Origin of the sequence: Vibrio sp. 99K-1 (assembly GCF_013114585.1) — a bacterium.
Classification (GTDB): Bacteria; Pseudomonadota; Gammaproteobacteria; order Enterobacterales; family Vibrionaceae; genus Vibrio; species Vibrio chagasii_B.
In genome coordinates, this window is sequence record NZ_VTXF01000044.1 from 1 (window position 1) to 19,546 (window position 19,546).

The 19,546-nt window shown below is 46.5% G+C and carries 25 protein-coding genes and 1 pseudogene; 1 reads left to right on the forward strand and 25 read right to left on the reverse strand.

Features of this window, described 5'->3' with window-relative positions; all coding sequences use genetic code 11:
• A pseudogene (locus F0228_RS23925) lies at positions 1-182 on the reverse strand (IMP dehydrogenase); the annotation flags it as partial.
• 234 nt (positions 183-416) lie between these two features.
• Between F0228_RS23925 and F0228_RS23930 the strand changes: the two are divergent.
• A complete protein-coding gene (locus F0228_RS23930; protein ID WP_102265374.1) occupies positions 417-992 on the forward strand; it encodes a hypothetical protein in 576 nt (191 codons plus the stop codon).
• A gap of 591 nt (positions 993-1,583) precedes the next feature.
• Here the strand turns inward: F0228_RS23930 and F0228_RS23935 are convergent.
• The 24 genes from F0228_RS23935 to F0228_RS24050 all read right to left on the reverse strand — a co-directional run bounded on the left by F0228_RS23935 (position 1,584) and on the right by F0228_RS24050 (position 19,479).
• Positions 1,584-2,696, reverse strand: coding sequence for an acyltransferase (locus tag F0228_RS23935; RefSeq protein ID WP_171762904.1), 1,113 nt, complete (start codon positions 2,694-2,696; stop codon positions 1,584-1,586).
• 43 nt (positions 2,697-2,739) lie between these two features.
• Positions 2,740-2,937 carry a hypothetical protein gene (locus tag F0228_RS23940; protein ID WP_171762905.1) on the reverse strand — a complete coding sequence of 66 codons (198 nt, stop codon included), beginning with the start codon at positions 2,935-2,937 and terminating at the stop codon, positions 2,740-2,742.
• A gap of 2 nt (positions 2,938-2,939) precedes the next feature.
• Positions 2,940-3,635 (reverse strand): hypothetical protein, encoded by a 696-nt coding sequence (locus F0228_RS23945; protein WP_171762906.1) that lies wholly within the window; start codon positions 3,633-3,635, stop codon positions 2,940-2,942.
• On the reverse strand, positions 3,626-4,315 hold the full coding sequence (locus F0228_RS23950; RefSeq protein ID WP_171762907.1) for a hypothetical protein: 690 nt from the start codon (positions 4,313-4,315) through the stop codon (positions 3,626-3,628). The genes F0228_RS23945 and F0228_RS23950 overlap by 10 nt, the downstream gene beginning before the upstream one ends.
• Before the next feature lie 9 nt (positions 4,316-4,324).
• The gene (locus F0228_RS23955) at positions 4,325-4,864 is read right to left on the reverse strand and encodes an adenine glycosylase (RefSeq protein ID WP_171762908.1); all 540 of its coding nucleotides are present in this window, start codon (positions 4,862-4,864) and stop codon (positions 4,325-4,327) included.
• A complete protein-coding gene (locus tag F0228_RS25885; RefSeq protein WP_253820330.1) occupies positions 4,861-7,617 on the reverse strand; it encodes a phage tail protein in 2,757 nt (918 codons plus the stop codon). Before F0228_RS25885 ends, F0228_RS23955 begins: the two co-directional genes overlap by 4 nt.
• 13 nt (positions 7,618-7,630) lie before the next feature.
• Positions 7,631-8,233 carry a phage tail protein gene (locus F0228_RS23965; RefSeq protein WP_171762909.1) on the reverse strand — a complete coding sequence of 201 codons (603 nt, stop codon included), beginning with the start codon at positions 8,231-8,233 and terminating at the stop codon, positions 7,631-7,633.
• Positions 8,220-9,407, reverse strand: coding sequence for a baseplate J/gp47 family protein (locus F0228_RS23970; RefSeq protein ID WP_171762910.1), 1,188 nt, complete (start codon positions 9,405-9,407; stop codon positions 8,220-8,222). The genes F0228_RS23965 and F0228_RS23970 overlap by 14 nt, the downstream gene beginning before the upstream one ends.
• Positions 9,400-9,747, reverse strand: a complete 348-nt coding sequence (locus tag F0228_RS23975; RefSeq protein WP_171762911.1) for a DUF2590 family protein — start codon at positions 9,745-9,747, stop codon at positions 9,400-9,402. The genes F0228_RS23970 and F0228_RS23975 overlap by 8 nt, the downstream gene beginning before the upstream one ends.
• A complete protein-coding gene (locus F0228_RS23980) occupies positions 9,747-11,633 on the reverse strand; it encodes a phage tail tape measure protein (RefSeq protein ID WP_171762912.1) in 1,887 nt (628 codons plus the stop codon). The genes F0228_RS23975 and F0228_RS23980 overlap by 1 nt, the downstream gene beginning before the upstream one ends.
• A gap of 27 nt (positions 11,634-11,660) precedes the next feature.
• A complete protein-coding gene (locus F0228_RS23985; RefSeq protein WP_016788155.1) occupies positions 11,661-11,804 on the reverse strand; it encodes a hypothetical protein in 144 nt (47 codons plus the stop codon).
• Between the two features lie 41 nt (positions 11,805-11,845).
• Entirely contained in the window at positions 11,846-12,109 is a 264-nt protein-coding gene (locus F0228_RS23990) for a putative phage tail assembly chaperone (RefSeq protein ID WP_016788154.1), read from the reverse strand.
• Complete coding sequence (locus tag F0228_RS23995) at positions 12,106-12,342, reverse strand: hypothetical protein (RefSeq protein WP_016788153.1); 237 nt, start codon at positions 12,340-12,342, stop codon at positions 12,106-12,108. Before F0228_RS23995 ends, F0228_RS23990 begins: the two co-directional genes overlap by 4 nt.
• Positions 12,343-12,927, reverse strand: coding sequence for a 3TM-type holin (locus tag F0228_RS24000; RefSeq protein ID WP_171762913.1), 585 nt, complete (start codon positions 12,925-12,927; stop codon positions 12,343-12,345).
• A gap of 3 nt (positions 12,928-12,930) precedes the next feature.
• A complete protein-coding gene (locus tag F0228_RS24005; protein WP_016798807.1) occupies positions 12,931-13,353 on the reverse strand; it encodes a DUF5675 family protein in 423 nt (140 codons plus the stop codon).
• On the reverse strand, positions 13,350-13,568 hold the full coding sequence (locus F0228_RS24010) for a TraR/DksA C4-type zinc finger protein (protein ID WP_016798808.1): 219 nt from the start codon (positions 13,566-13,568) through the stop codon (positions 13,350-13,352). The genes F0228_RS24005 and F0228_RS24010 overlap by 4 nt, the downstream gene beginning before the upstream one ends.
• A gap of 26 nt (positions 13,569-13,594) precedes the next feature.
• Positions 13,595-14,050: a phage protein gene (locus F0228_RS24015; RefSeq protein WP_016788149.1), complete on the reverse strand. Its 456-nt coding sequence runs from the start codon at positions 14,048-14,050 to the stop codon at positions 13,595-13,597.
• A 2-nt stretch (positions 14,051-14,052) separates the two neighbouring features.
• A complete protein-coding gene (locus F0228_RS24020; protein ID WP_016789675.1) occupies positions 14,053-15,174 on the reverse strand; it encodes a DUF2586 domain-containing protein in 1,122 nt (373 codons plus the stop codon).
• Between the two features lie 15 nt (positions 15,175-15,189).
• Positions 15,190-15,846: a virion morphogenesis protein gene (locus tag F0228_RS24025; RefSeq protein ID WP_016796845.1), complete on the reverse strand. Its 657-nt coding sequence runs from the start codon at positions 15,844-15,846 to the stop codon at positions 15,190-15,192.
• On the reverse strand, positions 15,830-16,321 hold the full coding sequence (locus F0228_RS24030; RefSeq protein WP_171762914.1) for a phage tail protein: 492 nt from the start codon (positions 16,319-16,321) through the stop codon (positions 15,830-15,832). Before F0228_RS24030 ends, F0228_RS24025 begins: the two co-directional genes overlap by 17 nt.
• Positions 16,318-16,737, reverse strand: a complete 420-nt coding sequence (locus F0228_RS24035) for a head completion/stabilization protein (protein ID WP_171762915.1) — start codon at positions 16,735-16,737, stop codon at positions 16,318-16,320. The genes F0228_RS24030 and F0228_RS24035 overlap by 4 nt, the downstream gene beginning before the upstream one ends.
• A gap of 129 nt (positions 16,738-16,866) precedes the next feature.
• Complete coding sequence (gpM, locus tag F0228_RS24040) at positions 16,867-17,583, reverse strand: phage terminase small subunit (RefSeq protein WP_171762916.1); 717 nt, start codon at positions 17,581-17,583, stop codon at positions 16,867-16,869.
• A gap of 9 nt (positions 17,584-17,592) precedes the next feature.
• Positions 17,593-18,603, reverse strand: a complete 1,011-nt coding sequence (locus F0228_RS24045) for a phage major capsid protein, P2 family (protein ID WP_102265388.1) — start codon at positions 18,601-18,603, stop codon at positions 17,593-17,595.
• The gene (locus F0228_RS24050; RefSeq protein ID WP_171762917.1) at positions 18,604-19,479 is read right to left on the reverse strand and encodes a GPO family capsid scaffolding protein; all 876 of its coding nucleotides are present in this window, start codon (positions 19,477-19,479) and stop codon (positions 18,604-18,606) included.
• Positions 19,480-19,546: the final 67 nt, after the last annotated feature.

Here is a 19,546-nt window from a genome sequence, read left to right on the forward strand (position 1 = left end):
TTTGCTGCGCCTACGTATGTACAAGTTGAACGTACACCACCAAGGATGTCAGAAATTGTGTTGTGAACTGAACCACGGAACGGAAGTAAAACAGTTTTACCTTCTGCAGCACGGTACTTAGCAACACCACCTGAGTGCTTGTCCATAGCCGACTGTGAAGACATGCCGTAGAACTTAACAAAAACAAGCAATATTACATTTTAATCAATAACTTAACACGATTTTAGTGTATATAAAAACAGTAGTAAGTGGCGATTTATCCCCATGAATAACGCTGTTTTACAATGAATGCCGCCATTTTTGCCGCCACTAGAATTCAATAAGTCCCTTAGCTAGCTTATTCACAGCTCAAATAGTTTATGTCCCACCAAACAGCATGTGTTAAAATCTCGCTAATAATAATTGAAGGTCACACAATGCTAAATCACTACAAAAAGCCAAACGTCTATAAACTAACAATGAAGAGCCGTAATAGTGACACTTTAGATTACGACGTTGAGGCTGAAGATGGTACCAAAGGTTTTATAGCAGGTGACATAAAGAAAGGCGGAAAAATTTACCTTCTCGCATACCCTGAAAGCAACGGTACAGTCATTTATGTTGGCCAAACTAAACAGGCAATTCATAAACGTTTTTACCCTGGTATAGTTCAACAACAATATAAATGGGCTAGTAGCGGAAGTTCCTATATCCTCTTTGTATGGGACGTTGATACATACACTGGCAGTAACAGTCAACTAATGGATTGCATCGAGTCGGAACTCACATTCTCTGTGCGTGCAAGTCAAGGCGGTTGGCCTCTATACCAAACAGCTATCAAATTTAGAGTGTTTAACTCAAGCCCACTTCAACGCTCATCTCCCCATATAGCTAATGAAATGATGAATAGTATGTACGACTATTTTTCAACTCATAATAAAGATAAAGACTCGGTCGAAGGTGAAAGAAAGCGGACAAATCATATCTTATCGCTGACGAACGTGCCTTACTGATCAGGCGAAAATAAAGTGCGAAGAGTTTATGACATTCCAGTTATGTTAGACGCTCTTTCCCCCCCATGACTTTAATTACTTGCCCCTTCTCATATCATCAACAGCTTTCTAGTTGCTTCAAATTACACAAGCAAAATCAATCGAACTAAATAAGTATTTTAAATCAACAATTTAGCTTAAAAGGAAGTGAATTTTGGCGATGAAGTTGCAACACATTTTTGTGTCGCCACTTTTGTTTTTGCGTATGCAATACCACATCAGAAGAGTAATTCAAAAATTCAGCAAGAGTGATCGAATGATTTCTCTATTAAAGTACAGCTCTATGGATTGGTAGTCATGATTACAAAAACTATGAGGAAATTACTAATACTGCTTTAAAGGCGGCGAAAAGGTGTGAACGCGATATATATAAAAGTTCAAAGACAAATAACATTCCGCCAGCAATATGCTGGCGAGGTGCTAAAGATCGAGTAACTTCCATTGATTTTACATCTACGAATTTAAGGTATTATGCAGACATTGCCCGCTCTATGAGTGGGCATTTTGTTATATGTAGGGTCAGTTATGACGGAATTTTCCGGGAAACTGGATCTAAGCCGTTTTCAACTCTCTATCTTTGAAAGCCTTTGCTCTCATTCTACCAACCTCGATGCCTGGCTTCTCTATAAACCTGTACGTGATACTGGAGATGGCTATCACAATACACACGATTAATCCCAGTGCTGCATTATTGGCCAGTAAGCTTCCAAGATCAAGGAACTGAGTTCCGTCAATCTGGGTATTTACCCGTGTCTTCAATATTTTGTCAGCCACCTGGGCTGCTGAGATAGCAACAAACAGAACGGCGCTGTGGGTTAGATAAATCGAGTAAGAACAGGTGCCAAGGTATGTGAAAGCTGGCAAACGCAACAATCTTGAAACTACACCCTTCTCATGGGCGAAAACCCATACCGTTACAGCAAAAAGAGCTGTTGCAATTTCACCTGAATTTTCTACCCCAGAGGAAACAATACAGACGGAAGCAACAACTATTGAGACCTCTAATATACTGGCAAGAAGCGGTCGTTCTGGGAAGCGAATGCCTCGTAAATAGGCGACATAAGTCAGCGCACCAAGGAAAAAACAAGTTAGTCCCCGATACACTCCACTGGGAAGTATATCTCTGAACACCACTGCAAGAAGAGGAACGGCAACCCAAAAAATCTTCCTATTTTTTCCCGCCAGACACGTGAAAAAAATAACTAAATAAAGCAGCATCTCAACCGAAATGCTCCATGACGTGTAATTAAACGACCCAGACAAAGTAAGGTTGGTCCAAGAGTGTACAAGTAACGCATTAGGTATAAGCTCTGCAATGCCTCTCTCGGCGGTGAAGGGCACAGTATTGAAGTCAAACCCTGCGACTTTAACCGCTGCCAGTTTAGCGAATTCAAAGACAATGAAAACAAGGAGCATGAAAATGTGAAGTGGATAAAGCCTGTATGCCCGTGATGCCATAAACTCTTTAAAAAAAACCTTGTCTTTCTTCATCGTCACATGAGCCATAACGAAGCCACTAAGGACAAAGAAAAACTCAACAAGCACGCTAGAATTACGGAAGAATTCCCATTCAGTAATACTTCCTGCTATCCGGGTGTGAAAAACAACAATGGCGATAGCACAGATCCCCCGAAAACTATCTAACGCGGTAAACCTTTGATTCATTTAAACCTCCAATAATGTTACCGCAAAGTATACATTAAATAATTCACAAGATGTTGTAGTTTCCTGCTGAGCTGCCACCTGTTACTTTAACTTCTGCATTCTGGGTTATCTCATCCACCACTGCATTGGCGATGGCTTCGGCCATCATGCCAGCCATGGCAAATTCACCGTCAAGCACGAAGCCTCTGGCTTTCAGTTCTGTTTCTATCTTTTGCTTTAATGAGCCTTTGCTTATTGCCATTGCTACTTACCTGCGTAAACGGTTGTTGATACATCCACATGCGGTTTACCCATAAACGGGCAAATGCTTGCGCCAGTACAAACGCCTTTGCCACCATTGAACTTTATGGTGTCGGCATCTTCTGTGATGTTCTTGGCTTTGATGGTTCTATTACCTTTGACGGTTTCGCTATGGTTGCCACCAATCTCAGCTATTCGATTCTCTAGCACTTTGATTTGTTGAGTTAGGCATTCAAGTTTGTCGGCTTGGTCTGTCTTTCTTTCAAAGTTGCCGTCTTTGTCGGTTAGCTGATAAACACCTGGTCGTTGTTGGTATCGGCTTTCGCCCTCTTTAATGCCCGGTAGCTTGAAGCCAAGCGGAAGAACACAACGAATAAAGGGTTTGTCCGGTTGCCCAAACATAAACCCTATTTCAACGATGCTGCCAACTGCAGGTGGTTCAAGTCGTCCAGCACGGTCACCAAGACCGGGAACGGGAAGTGGTATCGCCTGCAGTGGCGGTTTGTCTTCGTATTCCATGCCCTTCTCATCGAGTAACTTCACATCGACAGCGTAATGAGGATAAAAGCGATCAGATAAATCGCCCTCTTCTGGTAGCTCGGGCAATGCCACAACTTTTCCCCACCTTGGCAAATGCCATTGGCCTGTAAACTCGGGGAACAATCTAAAGATGATTCGCTTAATAACGTTCACATCCATGTTAGCTTTGCCTCCGTTTTTTCAAACTCCACACCAACTAACCTATGGCCATTAACCATGACGCCCGGCTTGAGTTTTGGGATAGCCGGTATCTTTACCGATTTGTTGGCCGTGTGGTTAGTCATTAGTTCATTTGGGATAGGTACCGACTTATTCGCCCAAAATGAATCTTTCCAACTGCCAACGTATATTTGGCCATTACCTTGTTGCTGCCAAAACAAATCGTCAATGCTGAACGCTTGGCCTAGTTCGTCCATAACTCGGTATCCGTTGCCGTCACTGTAGAAACAAGGTATGGCCGATTTACTGTAAGCCTTTTCTGGTACCACAAATTGAAGCCCCGTTTTATTGGTGACTTCACTTAGTAATTGCATGAGTGTTGGGTGACGCATGAAAATGTTGAGTGGTTTATAAAGAATTGCCGAGAGCTCTCGGCAAAACACTTTAGACCAACCTTTTTCTGCAGGTTGAACACGCTCAATGTAACCAAGAAATACTCGGTCTATTGAATCGCCCCAACCAATATCGACAGCCACAATGGTGTTGGCGTCTGGATTCCCTTCTATCGTCAGCTCACATCGACCCGGCGTATTTTCACTAAATACTATGCGGTGGTCTTTTGCCTTGGCTTTGTCTTTGCCAAGGTAAGCACGACACAAAAATTTGTTGTTGGCTGTCATAGTCCACCATTAGCCCAAAGCGTTATCAGCCGCTTTAAGGACTTTTAAGAAACCCGTTAATTCGACTTCGGTTTCTGGCGGTACATCGTCACTCTGTCCGGCATCCACTGGTGTATTCACACCTTGCACTTTTTGCTGTGCTGCAGGTTTGTCCGGTTGGCGTTGTTCTACTCGCTCAGGAACAGAAAGGTGTTCAACCAATTCAAATGACACGCTCCACTGGCGGTGTGTGTCTTGCTCCTCGGCTCGGATTGAGCCTTGGAACTTAACTTGGCGCATCTTCAAAGCTTCTGCCGTTTTATTGCTAATACGGTAGATTGTTCTTGCTTGGTTTTCTTGCGCGTCTGCCATGCTGAACAGGTTGGTTAACAGTTGCTTTTTGGTAAATGGGATCACGCCTTTCACGCTCAGAATTTTACCTTTGCTGCCCGTTTCCGCTTGGTCGGTTGCAGAGGTCTGGCCGGACATGTCTTGTCCGGCCAATTGCTGACGAACGCTAATGCGTAGGTTCTTTAATGGTAGCTGAGTGCCGTTTAGGGTTAGGCTCATAAAACACCATCAACTGTGGTTTCTGGCGTTCCTCCAGTGAGAAACTCTTTATCCTTCATGATCTCTACAATGGTGTAATTGTCATCAGGGTTGTTGATAATTTTGGCGGCATGAGCAAATCCATGTAAGGCATTCCCGCCAATCTTCATAGCTAAGTTTACATTGGCAGTCTCCCCAAAGGCGACAAATTGATAAGGTCGCATTTGATTGCTTGGGTCTTCAGAAACAGCCGCGTTTCCATACATCACATTATCAGTAATGAATACATGCACAATATCATCAACGGCAGATTCTAATATTCTCGTGGAATAAATAGCACCGCCTCCGGGTAAAGTAAGATACGTTTTAGTTTTTGCGACACTAATTAGTGATGCTTTCCCAATCCATCGATATTTTGAATCGTCAACATGGCCCGTTAACCAAGTATTCGAACAGTCCTCAATGAACACTTCTAGAATTGCACTATTTGAACCTTTCGTTGTGCCGTCAATGTAAAGCTTGTTATATCCTTTGATAGTAAGATTGTTAGCTGATTTTGACGATATAACACTATCTCTATCAATCGTGAATGTATTTTTTAATGTACTTCCTATCCTAGAGTTATGGTTTTTAAGGCGCGCATCCCAGTCTGAACGAATAAAGTTATAAACTGTCGTGTCCTTAAATTTCACTTCTCCTGCTATAAGGTCGAAACGATCAATTGTTGAGTTCTGGAATGTAATATCGAGCGCCCAACCATCAACATCAGCAAAGTTACAATTCTCAACTAACAGCGAGTGCGCGAAATTACCAAAACTATAACCACTTGATGCAGGTCTAAATGACGCACCAGTACAATTTCTCCATGTAATATTGTGCTCATACAAACCGTGCGTAATAAACGGAATTTGTTTGGCTGCATCATCAAAACAATCTTCTGCCGAACAATATGCTGACTGCGTAAAATCGGTATTATGACGACACCCAAGAGTATTCATCCCCTTAACTTTACAACGCAAGCCAGCATTTATTTGTACACCATATCCTTCACCTGGACCAAACCATACAGGGTTATTTTGTTCGGCATTGTCAATTTCACAATCAGTCACCGTCCACCCGACAACCAGAGGGTATTTAGCTCCTTCACCTGTCAAGTTCTTGCATTTTACTTTTGCAGCTACGGCCAAACTAACTAAACTAACGGCCCTTTCTCGCTCAGCAGTTGGTGCGGGCGTTGTTGTATTTGGGGACGGAGTCGCTTCCATTTCGTCAATAAGATTAACACCTTCAACACCCCCACCCATAACCGGATATGCTCCATACAATTTTATTTCATTAGAATAAAACGTGTATCCAGATCGGTACCCTATTTTGATTGTGTTGTTACTGACCGACATGACTTTAGCCATGATCTTAACTTTAGGGTATAACCCAATTTCATTGTTTCCGCTCACTGTAGCGACGACAAGGACATATTCAAGATCATCAAAACGAGATGCATCATCAACTTCAATAGTGTCTGAGCCATATTCTAAATTGGAGGTCACTGCCGCTGCTTCAAACACATCAACCGAACCTTGATAATGAAAAATACCCTTACCACGATCATAATTATCAATATCAGCCCCCTTCCAATGTAGGTTTGCATCACCATTGGCTACGAACTTAGTGTGGTTATTCCGCAGAGTAAAATATTTAAGTGGATGGTAGTCTCCTGGAGGGAGTCTGATTTCGCCACCATGCAAAGCGGCCGCTTCAAATGCCACCGTATCTGCTTCAGCGTTACCCACTCCAACAAGACCAACATTGGGATCAGCGAAATCTTTAATTGACAATTTCTCAGCTAATCGGTCTTTAACACTTCGAACACCGTTGTATGTCATCTCACCACGTTCGACCGTCCCCAACGTCCACTTTCTTCCTTCCCCCTCCGGCCTCAAATCACTAACACTCCCATCACCCAACACCTGCGCAATCTTACAAACGAAGTGCGGCACATCCTTACCCGTTGAAGAGTCGATGTAATCGTCTTTCTCATCTGCAGACACAACGAAGTTGAACAACGTAACTTGCTCACCTGTTGGCGTTCCTTCGCGGTGAGCATCGATATAAATGAAAGATGGTTTGTTCGGTACTTGAATGCTGCGATCAAAATCTAAGGCGACACGGTTGCCTGACACATAACCGGCACCCGCTTTAATACTGAATGCAGAGGCTTGAGGCGTAACCAAGAAACCTTCTTCGATAAACCAATCTTTGCCGTTTTGGTCGATGTTCGCTTGGGCTACATCATCGTCCATTTTCTTCATGCGTGGTGTTGCGTTGTATTGCCATGTTGAAGCGTCCACCGTGATATTGGTGATTTCAGCAATATCCTTGTACTCAAGGACAACCGAACGCACCAACGTATTACCCGAAACACCCGGCTCATCGACCGTTTTTGGCGTCAGTGAATGGTGATCAATCGTGACTAAAACACCGTATTCAGAACAATAAGCGCCCGTCCAATTGAACTCAAACGGCCCTTCATTACTGGCAAGCGTAGTACTGTAAATTACCGAATCTTCCGAAAGTCGGCCACGTTGCTCAACGGCAGCTTGATGAACCACATTATCAGTCGGTACCACATCATCCGGTTGCGGGTATTCTGGGCGGTTTGGCACATTAGCAAAAATCATCTTATCGATGACCAATGCCTTTTCTTCCGCATTAAGCTGCGCCAATAGCGCTTTACCTGCTGCGGTTAAAATTGATTTATCAGATACATTTGCCATTAATTCTAAATCCTTAGCCTTTCGCAGTGGCTTGGTAATATTCACAGTCGACATTCAACATATTCGGTAACATGCCAACGTTTATACGGGTCTTTACATGTGACGTTGTGTATTGCGCTTCAATCGTTTTACTGCGCGCTGCCAACGGCATTTCTACATAACTGGTGTATTGATAACGGCGACACGTTCGGCCATATTGGCGAATCACCGTATCGAGTAACTTAGGAACGTGGGTTAAGTCACCATCTTGAATCTTTAGGCTGATCACATCCCAATCAACATTGGTTAATCGCTCATCTTGAGCAATGTGTGGATACCCCAACTTTTCAAACATGTCCTCCCAACCCGCCACCGAACCCGCATCACGCGAGAATCCATAAGCATGCGCCACACGGATTCGAAACAAACTTTCCGGCTCTTGGCCTAGCTTCTCAACGCCACGCTCCCAAGCCAGAACATACACAACCGCCATCGGTGCGATCAGTGGGTCATGTTGTTGCAACGGCATTTCGAACGCCGCTTTCACATGCCCCCAGTAATTACGCATTGCTCGGGCAAACTTGGCTATTTCGCCTCGGCCCATCCAGTAACGAAGGTTAATCTCAGGTATTTTCAATCGACACCCCCAACGTTTTAATGCGTGGTACCGACAAATCATTAATGATGTCGTCATTATCGAACTCGAGAGATTCTATTTGTTCAAACTGGTCGTGAAGCTCTTGCCCAAGCCTTGAGAAACTAAAACGTAAAAGCGGGTTAGTTACGGTTGGTGAGTAATCAGTATTCTCACGGAATGCCGCGCCAATGAATAGTTCAACTGAAGTTTGAAGCGCTTCCCGTTCTTCCATCGTCAAAGAACGTTGTGGCCAAATACGACACACCACATTCGCTTCTGTTTCTGGCAATGCCATCACCTGCAGATCATCACCGTGGCCGTGTTGCCCTTGGCTTCGAATATACTCATTCAGATCAACAAGCATCTCACTTGAAGGTTCACCCGTATCAAGCAAAATATACGCATTGGCGGTACCCGGCCCACGCGGTGCGTTATGTTGAAAATACACATTGTCGTCGTTGATACCCGCACGGCTTGTAAGCAAAGCACGATAAGCCGCATCAATATGCCACTTAGCCACCGCGCTCCACTGGTTACGAATACGAAGGCGAAACTCATCGTTGCTTTCCTTATCGGCTCCGGCTTCCGTTAACCATTCGGCAGGGTTCATCGCTGCCGCAATGCCAGAAATAGCCGTGGGTAAGATGTGGTAATAACCCTCACCCAAGTTATAAGCCGCCCCTTCATCTTCGGCTTCCGTCTCCACCATCACCATGGTTTCGTTCTCTGGCATGGTGGTATCTGCAAGCACACGAACGCGGTAAATTTTGCCGTTAATTGGCTCGGTTTGAATCCAAGCGCCCATCGGGATAACTAACGCAGGGCCTTTCACTGCCGCACGTTGAAAAGCAATAAACCCTTTAGCTTTGGTTGCGCCTTTTCGGTCAAGTTTGCACTGCCAACCAAGCAAATCTAGCCATTGGTCAACCGCCGTTGCTAAGAACATATTCGGCAGAACGTAACCCACCAATAACGTATTAATAAGCCACAAGGCCACTTGCACCACTGCAGATTCAATCAATCGCCAGAACGGGGAAAAAAGCGAATCATTAGAGATAATGCACTCTTCCTTGGCCATTTCATCTTTCAGCACTTTTTTCCAACTTGCCGAATCGGTAGGAATGCCCGACTGCTTAACCAGCTCTGAATAATCCGGTTTTGGAATCTCAGCCATTTGTTATCTCCGAAGTTGTAATATCAAAAGTCACATCACCAAAGTCTGCCGTAGTGGCAAAAATATAAATCGTGCCTTCGCTTGGCTCTTCAAGCCTCACCGTTCCTGGTACCAATCGCACATCTTCTTCAACCAACAGTTCCAACCGAGTGCGAATATCCGCTTTCTTTGATGGGCTGCGCTCTGCGATAAGTTCTACAGCCAAATTGCTTTCAATGATGGCGTGTTTAATGTCTTGGGCGATCACGGCACGGTCTTGAATCAACACAGGGTTTCGGCCTGCATCCAACACCACATCACCGTTTTCGATTAACAAATCTTGATAGATAAAATTCGCCATTAGCCTGCCGCCATTTCGAGTTCACTTGCCATGTCTTGAGGGCTAGACATATACGTTGGGTAAATCGCCACACCACCGTAATTGGTCGAACTGGTTTGATAGCTTGCAATGCTCTTGGCTGCGCCTCCGGGCTGAACTTGTGCGTAAGGCGTTGCGCTTTTCACTGACTTGGATTTCACAGTGGAAGATTCATCATCACTACCGAAACCCGGAATCCAATCCGCAACACCTTTCACCGTTTCAAGAACGCTGCCAAAGCTCTCACTAATCCAACCAAACAGATTGGCGAACACAGCACGAACCTCATCAACAATCGTGAATAGGCCATCAAAGCCACTGGTATCAGAGAAACCACTCATCACCCATTGCCAGCCGCCTTTCATCACTTCAAATAGCATTCGAACTTGAGCGGATAAAACCGTTAACACTTGGAACCAAGCCGTGTCACCAAACGAAGCTTTCAGATCATCCCAGTAGTAAATCAAGGCACCCACTGCAGCAATGGCGGCCACAACACCGGCAGCAATTAAGAAAATAGGGTTAGCCAGTAACGCCACCGACAGTTTCAAGAACGCCCACGTAGCGCCCATCACCCCTTTTGATAATCCCCACATCGCCACCGTGACGGTTTTGGTCACGCCTACACCTAAAGTCATCGTTGCCCAAGCCACTTTCAAAGCGCCAGATATCATGGTCAACAGGCCACCTGCAGCCACCAAGCCCAAAAGAGCTACGCCAGCAAAGCCAATGTATTTGGTGAGATTTGGGAACATCTGTGTCCATTCGATGATTTCCATCGCGCCATCGGACAAACTGGAAACCACAGGTAAAAGCGCAGGCAACAACGCAGCGCCAAAGGCCGTTCGCACAGCAAACACGCCCTGCTCTAGCCGTTCCCATTGGTCGGTCATGGCGCCAGCCATTTGTTCGGCGACATCCAAACCCTTAACTTGGCCAAGTTCAGAAATAGAGTTGGCAAGACCATCCGTATTTTGCATAAGTAGCTGGATCATGGCCGACGCTTCTTTGGTACCAAACGCTTTGCTCAGTTCAGCCGCTTCTGCCACCGAAATCGTGTCACCGTAACGGCCTTTAATTTGGTTAAGAATGTCGACAATCGGCAGCATCTGCCCTTGAGCATTAGTGAACTGCATGTTCAATGCTTCTTGGGCTTTTGCGGTACCAGCTAGGAACGAACGGTATTTTGTGCCCGCTTCGCTGCCACTCATCGTGGCTTGCAACGTACCGAGAATGGCCATTTGCTCGGTCATGCCGACACCAACAGAGGTCGCCGCGGCTCCAACCGAAGTAAACGCAGAAGACATACCAGCGCCGGTTGTTTTGAACATCTGCACAGCTCTGGCCGTTTGACCACCTAGCGTGTTCACCCAATCCGCTTTGCCCATTTCATTGGCCGAGTTTTGAAAAATGCCATACATGGTCCCAACGTAATTGGTGATGGTTCCAGTATCCGCTTTCGTTGCAGCCGCGAGCACACCTGACGCTCTCGTAAACTCAGACAGCTCGTTACCTCCTAATCCAGCAATCGCGGATTGGATATCATAAGAAGCGGCCACAAACTCCGTGGCTGACTTGCCATAATCCACAGAGAATTTCATTGCCGTTTGAGCAAGGGTTTTGAGTTGGTCATCAGCAACGCCGAGTGATTTGACTTCACCGAGCTTTCTATCCATTTCAATGGCTGGCGTTAACGCTTGTTGCAGGGCAAAACCTGCGCCTACCATGCCAGCCACGCCCGAAACCATCGTTTGAGTACCTTGTTTGTAGGTATTCGTGACATCGGATATTTGGCGCTGAATGTTGCCCAGAGGTTTTGATATCTGGTCAATCAATCCAACTTGAAATCTGAGCGCTTCAGGTAACATCAACCACTCTCTTTATGCTGATTAGAGTTAGGCGCCAAAGGCTTTGGCCACCCCACTTGCGGTAACAGCTTGCATGTTTTCCCAATGGTTCTTCTCTAACCAAATCGCATAGGCAAGATTTTGGTCAGTATCAGGGGCATCGGGTAGCCACTTACGCCGCCACGCATACATCTTTTGCCTGTCACTGCCATCAATGGCCGCGACAAGCGCATCTATTTTTTTACGGAGATAACAAGCTTCGGCGTGTACTCTTTAAGAACCGCACCATAAATCTGCATTGCTGCACCTGCGTTCTCATTAGTCATCTCACGCAGTGCGTCTTTTGAACCTTCACTCACACAGCTCATCAAAAAGTTGTGTGCTGCCGCGCTTGCATCACCCGAAAGGATGGTATTTTGCGCTTCGTCGTATTCCGCCGGTGTTGGGTTGAATTCAAGGTCGGTTGTACCAACGGTTAAAACAATGGATTTTGTCATGCTGCTTCTCGCTTCAATGATTCATAAATTCGAGTGAGTCCGGTTTCAAGTTGACGCTCAAGTCGCTCAAAACCATCCTTAACTTCTTCTTTGGTGGCGTAGCTCTCCGCCACATGGGTTTTATAATCAGCAAGCTCTTTCGAAAGAGAAAACAGCTTGCTAATCAATGCACCGATCAACATCACCAACAAAGTGGCAAGGGCGACCAGCGCAGATAACCAAGTCGGGTCCATCTAGCCCCCTTTTACCGCCTGCTTTAGTCCACCAATTAGGCTAAGCGGCTTTTGCCCCGCTGTGATTTGCTTATCTACGGAACGTTTGTGGATGTTCACACCAAGTACAGCCAGAGCAACAGAAATCAATGGTGTCAGCGCGACAATGGCATTGACGACATTGGCCGCTTCTTTTGGCTCAATAATCATCACAACAAACAGTCCAAAGAACATCAGCGCCCAACTCAAACACAAGGTGTAACCCCAAGTAGGACGCCAACGCCTGACAAATGGATCATGACTCGTCATTTCGACTTTCATTGTTGAGGCTTGTTGGGCTATGGCAAGCTTACGTTCTTCACTTTCCAGTTCAGCATGTTGAAAGGCAAATTCACGAAGCTTTACCCGTTCATCAGACTCTAGCTGTTTAATTTTCAATAACGCTTCTGGGTTATTGATAAGTGCCTGTTCAATGGCTTCTGGGCTGCTGTCCACTCCAAGTGCACTGGCGACCATTCCTGCAACCGCGCCCCCTGCAGGGCCACCGATAACAGTGCCAATCAGTGGTGCTGCGCTACCAAGTAGTGATTTAATTTTGTCCCACATGATTTAATCCTTAACGATGGTGAGTTTGGCTGGTTTGCCGTTCAGCTCTGCCATCAACACTTTGAAAGCGTGACTAGAATTGACAACGGCCCATTCATTTCCGACGAAACCAAAATCGACACCGGGTGCTAAACACCCCTGCAGATCACTCGGTTTATTGGCCTTATGGATCAGCACATGAGTTCGAAGGCTTGGCCCGCTGCGAGTGACGCCTAACATTGGCTCTTCTATTGCGTAACAGTGGCCAAAGCGTGGCGATTGATGCGGCAAAAGGTCGTAAGTGCCTTCAACAATGCAAGATTCACTTGGCTTGTTGTTGAGCATTGGTCGTTCAACCATGCAACAGACTTTTGAACCATCAGGGCGATAGAGATACGAATAGGTGCCATGCTCAAAGTAACGGCGTTTCATCAAATAGTGCTTCATCGTTTCATTCGCTCCAATTCGCTTTGGCATTGAGTGCAATATTGGCACCCTGGTATGTGTTGGCGGCGAGCTTCTGGTATTGGGTCGCCGCACTCACCGCATTTTTGTGCGCTTTCCCGTTGGTTAACGTGCTTAGCCCTTGCCAACTGGTTAGTAAGCGCCACTTCTGTGAATTGGGTTTCAAAGCCACTGGCTTGGTCAATAACATCAGACATTTCAATCCCTACTTACTGAGCAAACGTTACTGAACCAAATCTTCGGTTTCATCTGGGCGCAAATATGGAACGCCATTGATTTTCACAAAATCTGGACTGGTCACTTCGAACGGCAACTTATGGACTAATGCACTGCCACCATTGGAATCCGCATCGAGTAAGTCTGAGATTTTCAGACGACAACCAAAGGCTTCAATCTTCAATTCGTCTTTATCAATTTTGCCGTAGAACAAGGCATCAAAGTCCGGCATACCGCGCCAAGAGCCGGCGCTTTTAGCGGCTTTGCCTAATCGGTTAAATTGCTGCGTGGTCAGTTCCATTTCACCACTGGCGGCCACATCACCATCGACATAGCCGTCAGGCACACCATTGGTTTTGTTGACGGCAGAATTATCTTCAATCGACAGCGTGACCTTTTGCGCGGTGAGCTTGTAGTCACCCATTGAAAAGTGCATGTTCTTGCCAGAAATACGCATGCTCATGGTTACGCCTCCGTATCTGCAGGGTTAGAGAGATCAAGCCCAATGTTCACAACAATGTGTTTCGGGCAGTTGTGTGGCGTGACCATCAAACCAATCACGACTTTTGTTTTGCTTTGCCACGTGATGGTGACGTCTTGATCGCTTGGTGGCATGATTTCACCAGGGAACGGAATGCCACCAATCTCCGTGGTCTTCGACATATCGCGCATGTCTTTGCTGAAGTAAGTGCGGTTAAGTTCGATACTCGGTGGCGTTGAATTCAGAATGCGGTCAGCAATACGGCGGATCGCTTTGATGCGAACGCGGCGATTCAGTTTGTGAACCGGACGAACGTATTCTAGATATTGATAGTCCCCGCCCTTCGCTTCCAACGTAGTCGCGTCTGTCCAATACACCCCTTCCATGTCGGCATACCATTGCGGCAATGAATAACGCGCATCGGCTAACACTGCGATGGTGCTCATTTCCAGTGGTTTACCTGCGCTATCAATAGGCATTTCACCAAGCCCCAACACGCTGCCCGTTGCTACTCGCATTGGACTGTCGGCGACAGTCACCGCTCGATCGCACAAGCGCCCACCCAACACACCAATGTTATTGCCATTGAGCATCGGCACAGGCGTCACCATATTGGCCGACACATCTTTCACTAACGCCAATAGACTGGTTTCGTATTTCGCCCAAGTTTGCTTACTCTTATCGATGCCAGGACACGCAGCTAAGAAGAACACCCAACGGCCAAGCTTGCTGGTGAGCTCAGTCGCTTTACTTTGCATCGCTTGAAAATCTGCTTTGCTGGTCACAATGTCCACCACACAAACCCCTTCAAACGAGTCCGTGCGATTAGCAATATCAACCGCTTCCTGCCACGTTTTACCTTCAGCGAGACCAAACACGGCGCCTGTCCAGTTCTGTTTCCCATTGAGCTGCGCCGCTTTGAGGTTAGCGCCCAGAGCGTCATCGGCTACGACCTCATCAAGGTTGGTCATGTTATTCACACGCGTGACTTTGCCTTGCAGTTCAGCTTTATCGGTACGCCCGATATAAAGCAGGTGGCGTTCAATTTCTGGGATCCCGCCTTGCCCTAAATTGAGGTTGTTAACCTCTACTTTTCCGGTTGCCATTGGTTATTTCCTCGCTTATTTTCGCTTTCTGGCCTGCTCAAAAATGGTGATGAGTTGGCGGGTGACTTCGCGTTCCTTACTGCCTAATATCTGACGTTCTTTTAAGGGGATATCCCAAGTCGACACACTCGGTTGATTGCTCAACTCACGAATAATTTGTCCTGCTTGCCCGTGGGTTACGGTAGCCATCAACAACTTGAGTGTGGGTTTCTTCCTTCCCTTGCCACTCTTACGCGGGACCGTGTAACCCAGTTCCCTCAGTTTTCTCGCTTGCCCTTTAGAGCAAGGCGCAGAATAGTTTGGTTTTCCCCACCGCTTTTGCATTTGGCGCTTGGTCATTTTTTGTTTTTGACCAAGGTGATGCCTGGCTGCAATTTTTGCGGTGAGCGGATTGCTCCAAGTTAGGTCGAGCGTATTGGCGTTTCTTACATAGGGGGTCAACCCCTTGGCCATACGTCGCATGACTTTTCCGCGCTTATTCCGTTTCTTCGGTGCTAAGGCTTGGCCGTGAATGTCTTTTTGTTGCTGAATGCGCTTTCGAGTCTTGGCTTTTTCCCAGCGCCCTAGGGTTTTCAATATCCAAACACGCTTTCTGGGTGGAAGCGCTAACATGGCAAGCTTTTCTTGCAAGTTGAGCACATCCCTTTGATTGACATTAACTGTCGGCTTCATTCACCAACTCCGCTTCTTCGGCGGTATAAATCTCAACGGCTTGAACTCGGTATCGAGTCCCGCGCCAAGTGATCATTCCTGCTTCATCAGGTACCAGTTCTATCGGTTCCATCAGTTCTAGTTCAATACTCACATCGGCCGCTTCGCTGCTGATCACATCCACTGATAAAGTCGGGTCTGCAAGCTCTTGCTCGTTACGCTCTTCTTCATGGTCACTGAGCCAGCAAGCAATCAGAGCCAACAAACAGCGTGGGTCTAGTAATTGGTGAGGGAATTCCTCAACCGAGATCACCGCGTTGTATTTCCAAAAACAAGCGATATACCCACCGTTCCCACGGTCTTCACCACTTGGCACTATCGAGCCGTTTTCTTGCCACGCATCAATCTTGTTATCGAGCACATTGCTATTGAGGTGACTAACGATGTAATCCGTTAGATGCTCAAGCTTGGTTTTGTTGTAAACCGTGTCGCTCATATCGAATCAATGCCATTGGCACTGCGCCCGAGCAATTGAGAGACATCTTTATTACTCTGAGCTAGGAAACGTGCCGCCTGTTGTGGCTCATCTATCGCCGCGTTGTCCCCTTCTTTACGCCTGTCTTGCGTCGCAAACTCTGGTAACAATTCAGAGTGAGCTCGGCCATACACTGCACGTTTGTACAATGTGATTTTGGCGATGCTCATTGATGGCGGAATACCATCAACCAACAAGCGTTCTAACTTCTCTTGAATATTCAGCGCGGCAATCGTGATGGCCGCAGCAATAGAGTCGTTATCAAACGTATGCGGAATACGGCGTAATTGGCGAAACTCATCGGTCGATAAGCTTGGCCAACCTTCACCAGGTATGGCTTGGTCACTCGTTTTATCCATTTTCCCGCCAAAGCTCATGATTCAACCTTTTTTCTACTGCAGTTAATTAGGGCGCCTCTAGCCACTGAGTCGACGGAATAAGCAGGGTGATGAATCACTTGCTCTTCCTCGTCAGTCGAGGCGCGGTGGCATAGGAGCTGTTTTAAGCTAGAGGTTGTCGCCACTCTCTAAAGCTCGGATACGTTGGTCGATGTTATCGATCATGGTGCTAACACCAATCGCGCTGTATTGCTCATGCGCGTTTTGAAGATGAGTTCGCGCTCTCTGTAACGTCGGCACATCTCCGACAGAGGCCGCATGAGGCTTACCTTCATCGTTACGCAGTAGGTACAGGCCCGCGAACTTCAACCATTTGGCCGTGGGCTTTTCGTTGATGCTCCAGTCGTCGGTGACCTTCTCAAATACCTGGGAGAAGTAAGGCTCAATCGATTGGCCTTTGTCTGCCATACGCTCTGACCAAGCCAAGACTTCGTCTGCGCAGAAGGTGGCAAAATCACGCTTGAATCGTTCTGGTGTATCTAGCCCGCGTTCAATAGCGATATCACACCACTTGATGGCGGTTTCTAGATCTTCGATATCAAAGAGCCAAATTACCATTTGAGTGAATAGCGGGTTATCGAACTGCTCGTCACCAGCGAGGTAAGCTTCAATCGCTTCACGGTATTTAGGGACCAAAACTTCACGTTTGTGGTTCACCTTTTCATCCTTACGATTGAAGGTTTTTAGCACCTTCAAATCGCTTTCGAGTTCAGCTAAAAGCAGGTGAAGGCTGTTAGGATTAGCAACAAACTGTGTCTCAGGTGTCGATTGCTTTTGCTGTTTTGCCAAGGCTTCTTGGCGCAACTTCGCTAATGGACTGGCCATGTCTTCCCCTTAACCTGCGGCTGGCACAATGACAGTGACTTCTTCAATCGCTGCAAACTTGTGGTAATTGCCCACCGCGTAACCTTCCATACGTAGGTATGACGTTTCGAAGCGCTTACGGTCTTCTTCATTACGAGACTTACGCCACTGCGTTCCTTTTTGAGTCAGGATTTGCAGGTTGCTTAAGTTCGTTACCCAAATCATGTCCGGCGGGAAAAATGGCGGTGTATACACCGTTTTACCAGCAACGGTCTTAGCCAAGCTCTGCGCGGCTTTGTGCTCGGTGGGTACTTCTGCCGATTCCAATAAGCGATGCTGCTCTGCGGCTACTAAGTTGCGGCCAATCAAAACCACTAAATCAGGGTCGCCTTGATGCACTTCATGGATAGTAGTGTTAATCAGATCGTTAACCAGTGAATCGAGGTTTCTATATGAACCCTCGGTTGCCCCTGTCGAATCCAATTTCACCGCAGGTAAGACTTGAGCCGGTGCCTTCTCTTTTGCGAGTTGAAGCCAGCCTTTGTTAACGTCTTCACCCATTGGGTTTGCTTTAGGATCCGTACTCTCACCCGCAATGGAGGTGCCATGGAAACCAATACGCAGCTTATCTAAGGCAAAATTACGTGTGATGGCGTTGTTCATCAGCTTCATCCACTGCCCCTTACCACCCGAGTTCGCCCAGATTGTCATCGTGATCCAGTTGATATGAGCGCCTGAGTCCGTTTCGGTTAGCTCGTAGGTATTGCCGCTTTGGTCAAGAGAGCCCATGAAACGACCGTCTTTAACTCGACCTGTCAGCAAACCACTGTCACCCACATCGATCACTTGACCTTTAATTTGGTCAACCGAGATATTCGAAACACGGTTTAAGAAAGAGTCGGATTCAACAATGGCTTGGCGAAGCTTCGTTTCCATCACAGGCGTGATATTGAATTGCTTAGACGCATCTACAACGCCGCCCGCTTTTGCTACGGCTTGGCAATATTCATCTAAAAATTGAGTCGATACTGCATTAAGCATTTACACGACCTCCACAGTTGATTCGCCGCCGTTGCCTTCTTCACCTGGCTTTTGACCAGGGACTTCTTGCTTAAGCTTCGCGAACTGGGTTTCAAGGTTTTGTACTTGCTCGGCTACAGGAACAAGCTGCTTCTCTAATTCACTAGAGAACTGCTCCAAAGAGAACGTTTGAACTTCACCTTCGGGTTTGGCTTCGGGTTCGTTAGGTGTTTGCGCTTGTAGGTTAAACTCTTGTTTGAGTTCCTCCTTCAGCTCACCTTTCATAATGCCGAACTGCTCTTTCATCGCAGCTTTGAATTGTTCTTCGGTCACTTCTTCTTCCTCTGGTTCAGGATCAGGTTGTGGCTCTGGTTGTTCATCACCAGAATTGAAAAAGGCATTACACAAGGCAAAGAATCGGTCTGTTTTTGAGTAACACTCATCAAGGCTGATTTCTTCCAGTTGGCTGCAACTCAGCTCTGTGGTTTGACCTTCTTGTCGCGAAAACTGAAGTAATGAAACACCAGACGACGCCGGGGAATCGGTCACGGCTAATCCCATCAGGTAGCACTTTCCTTGCCCTTTATAGTCTGGATTGGGTTCTATGGAGGTAAACAGCTTCTGCCCAAGCTTATTGGCTTCAAGTAGATATTGATTAGGTTCAAGTTTGGCAAACAAGCGCATTTTCCCATCCACTTCTTCAGCTTTTACGGCAAGCACTTTGCCCCAGTTACTTCCGTAACCTGCAAAGCGTTTGTGTTCAGGCCAAATCAAAGCTGTGTATTCACTCAAGGCATAATTTTCTGCAATCTGCATGAGCCATTCTCGGGTGATCTTACGACCATCAACCGTCGGCCCTTCTGTTGCTACAATTTTCCAATCACTGGTTTTTGCCATTTGAGTTTTTTACCTAGTATTAATTTGTCAGTTAGGTGTTTCTGGCATTCACAATACGCCTTTGATT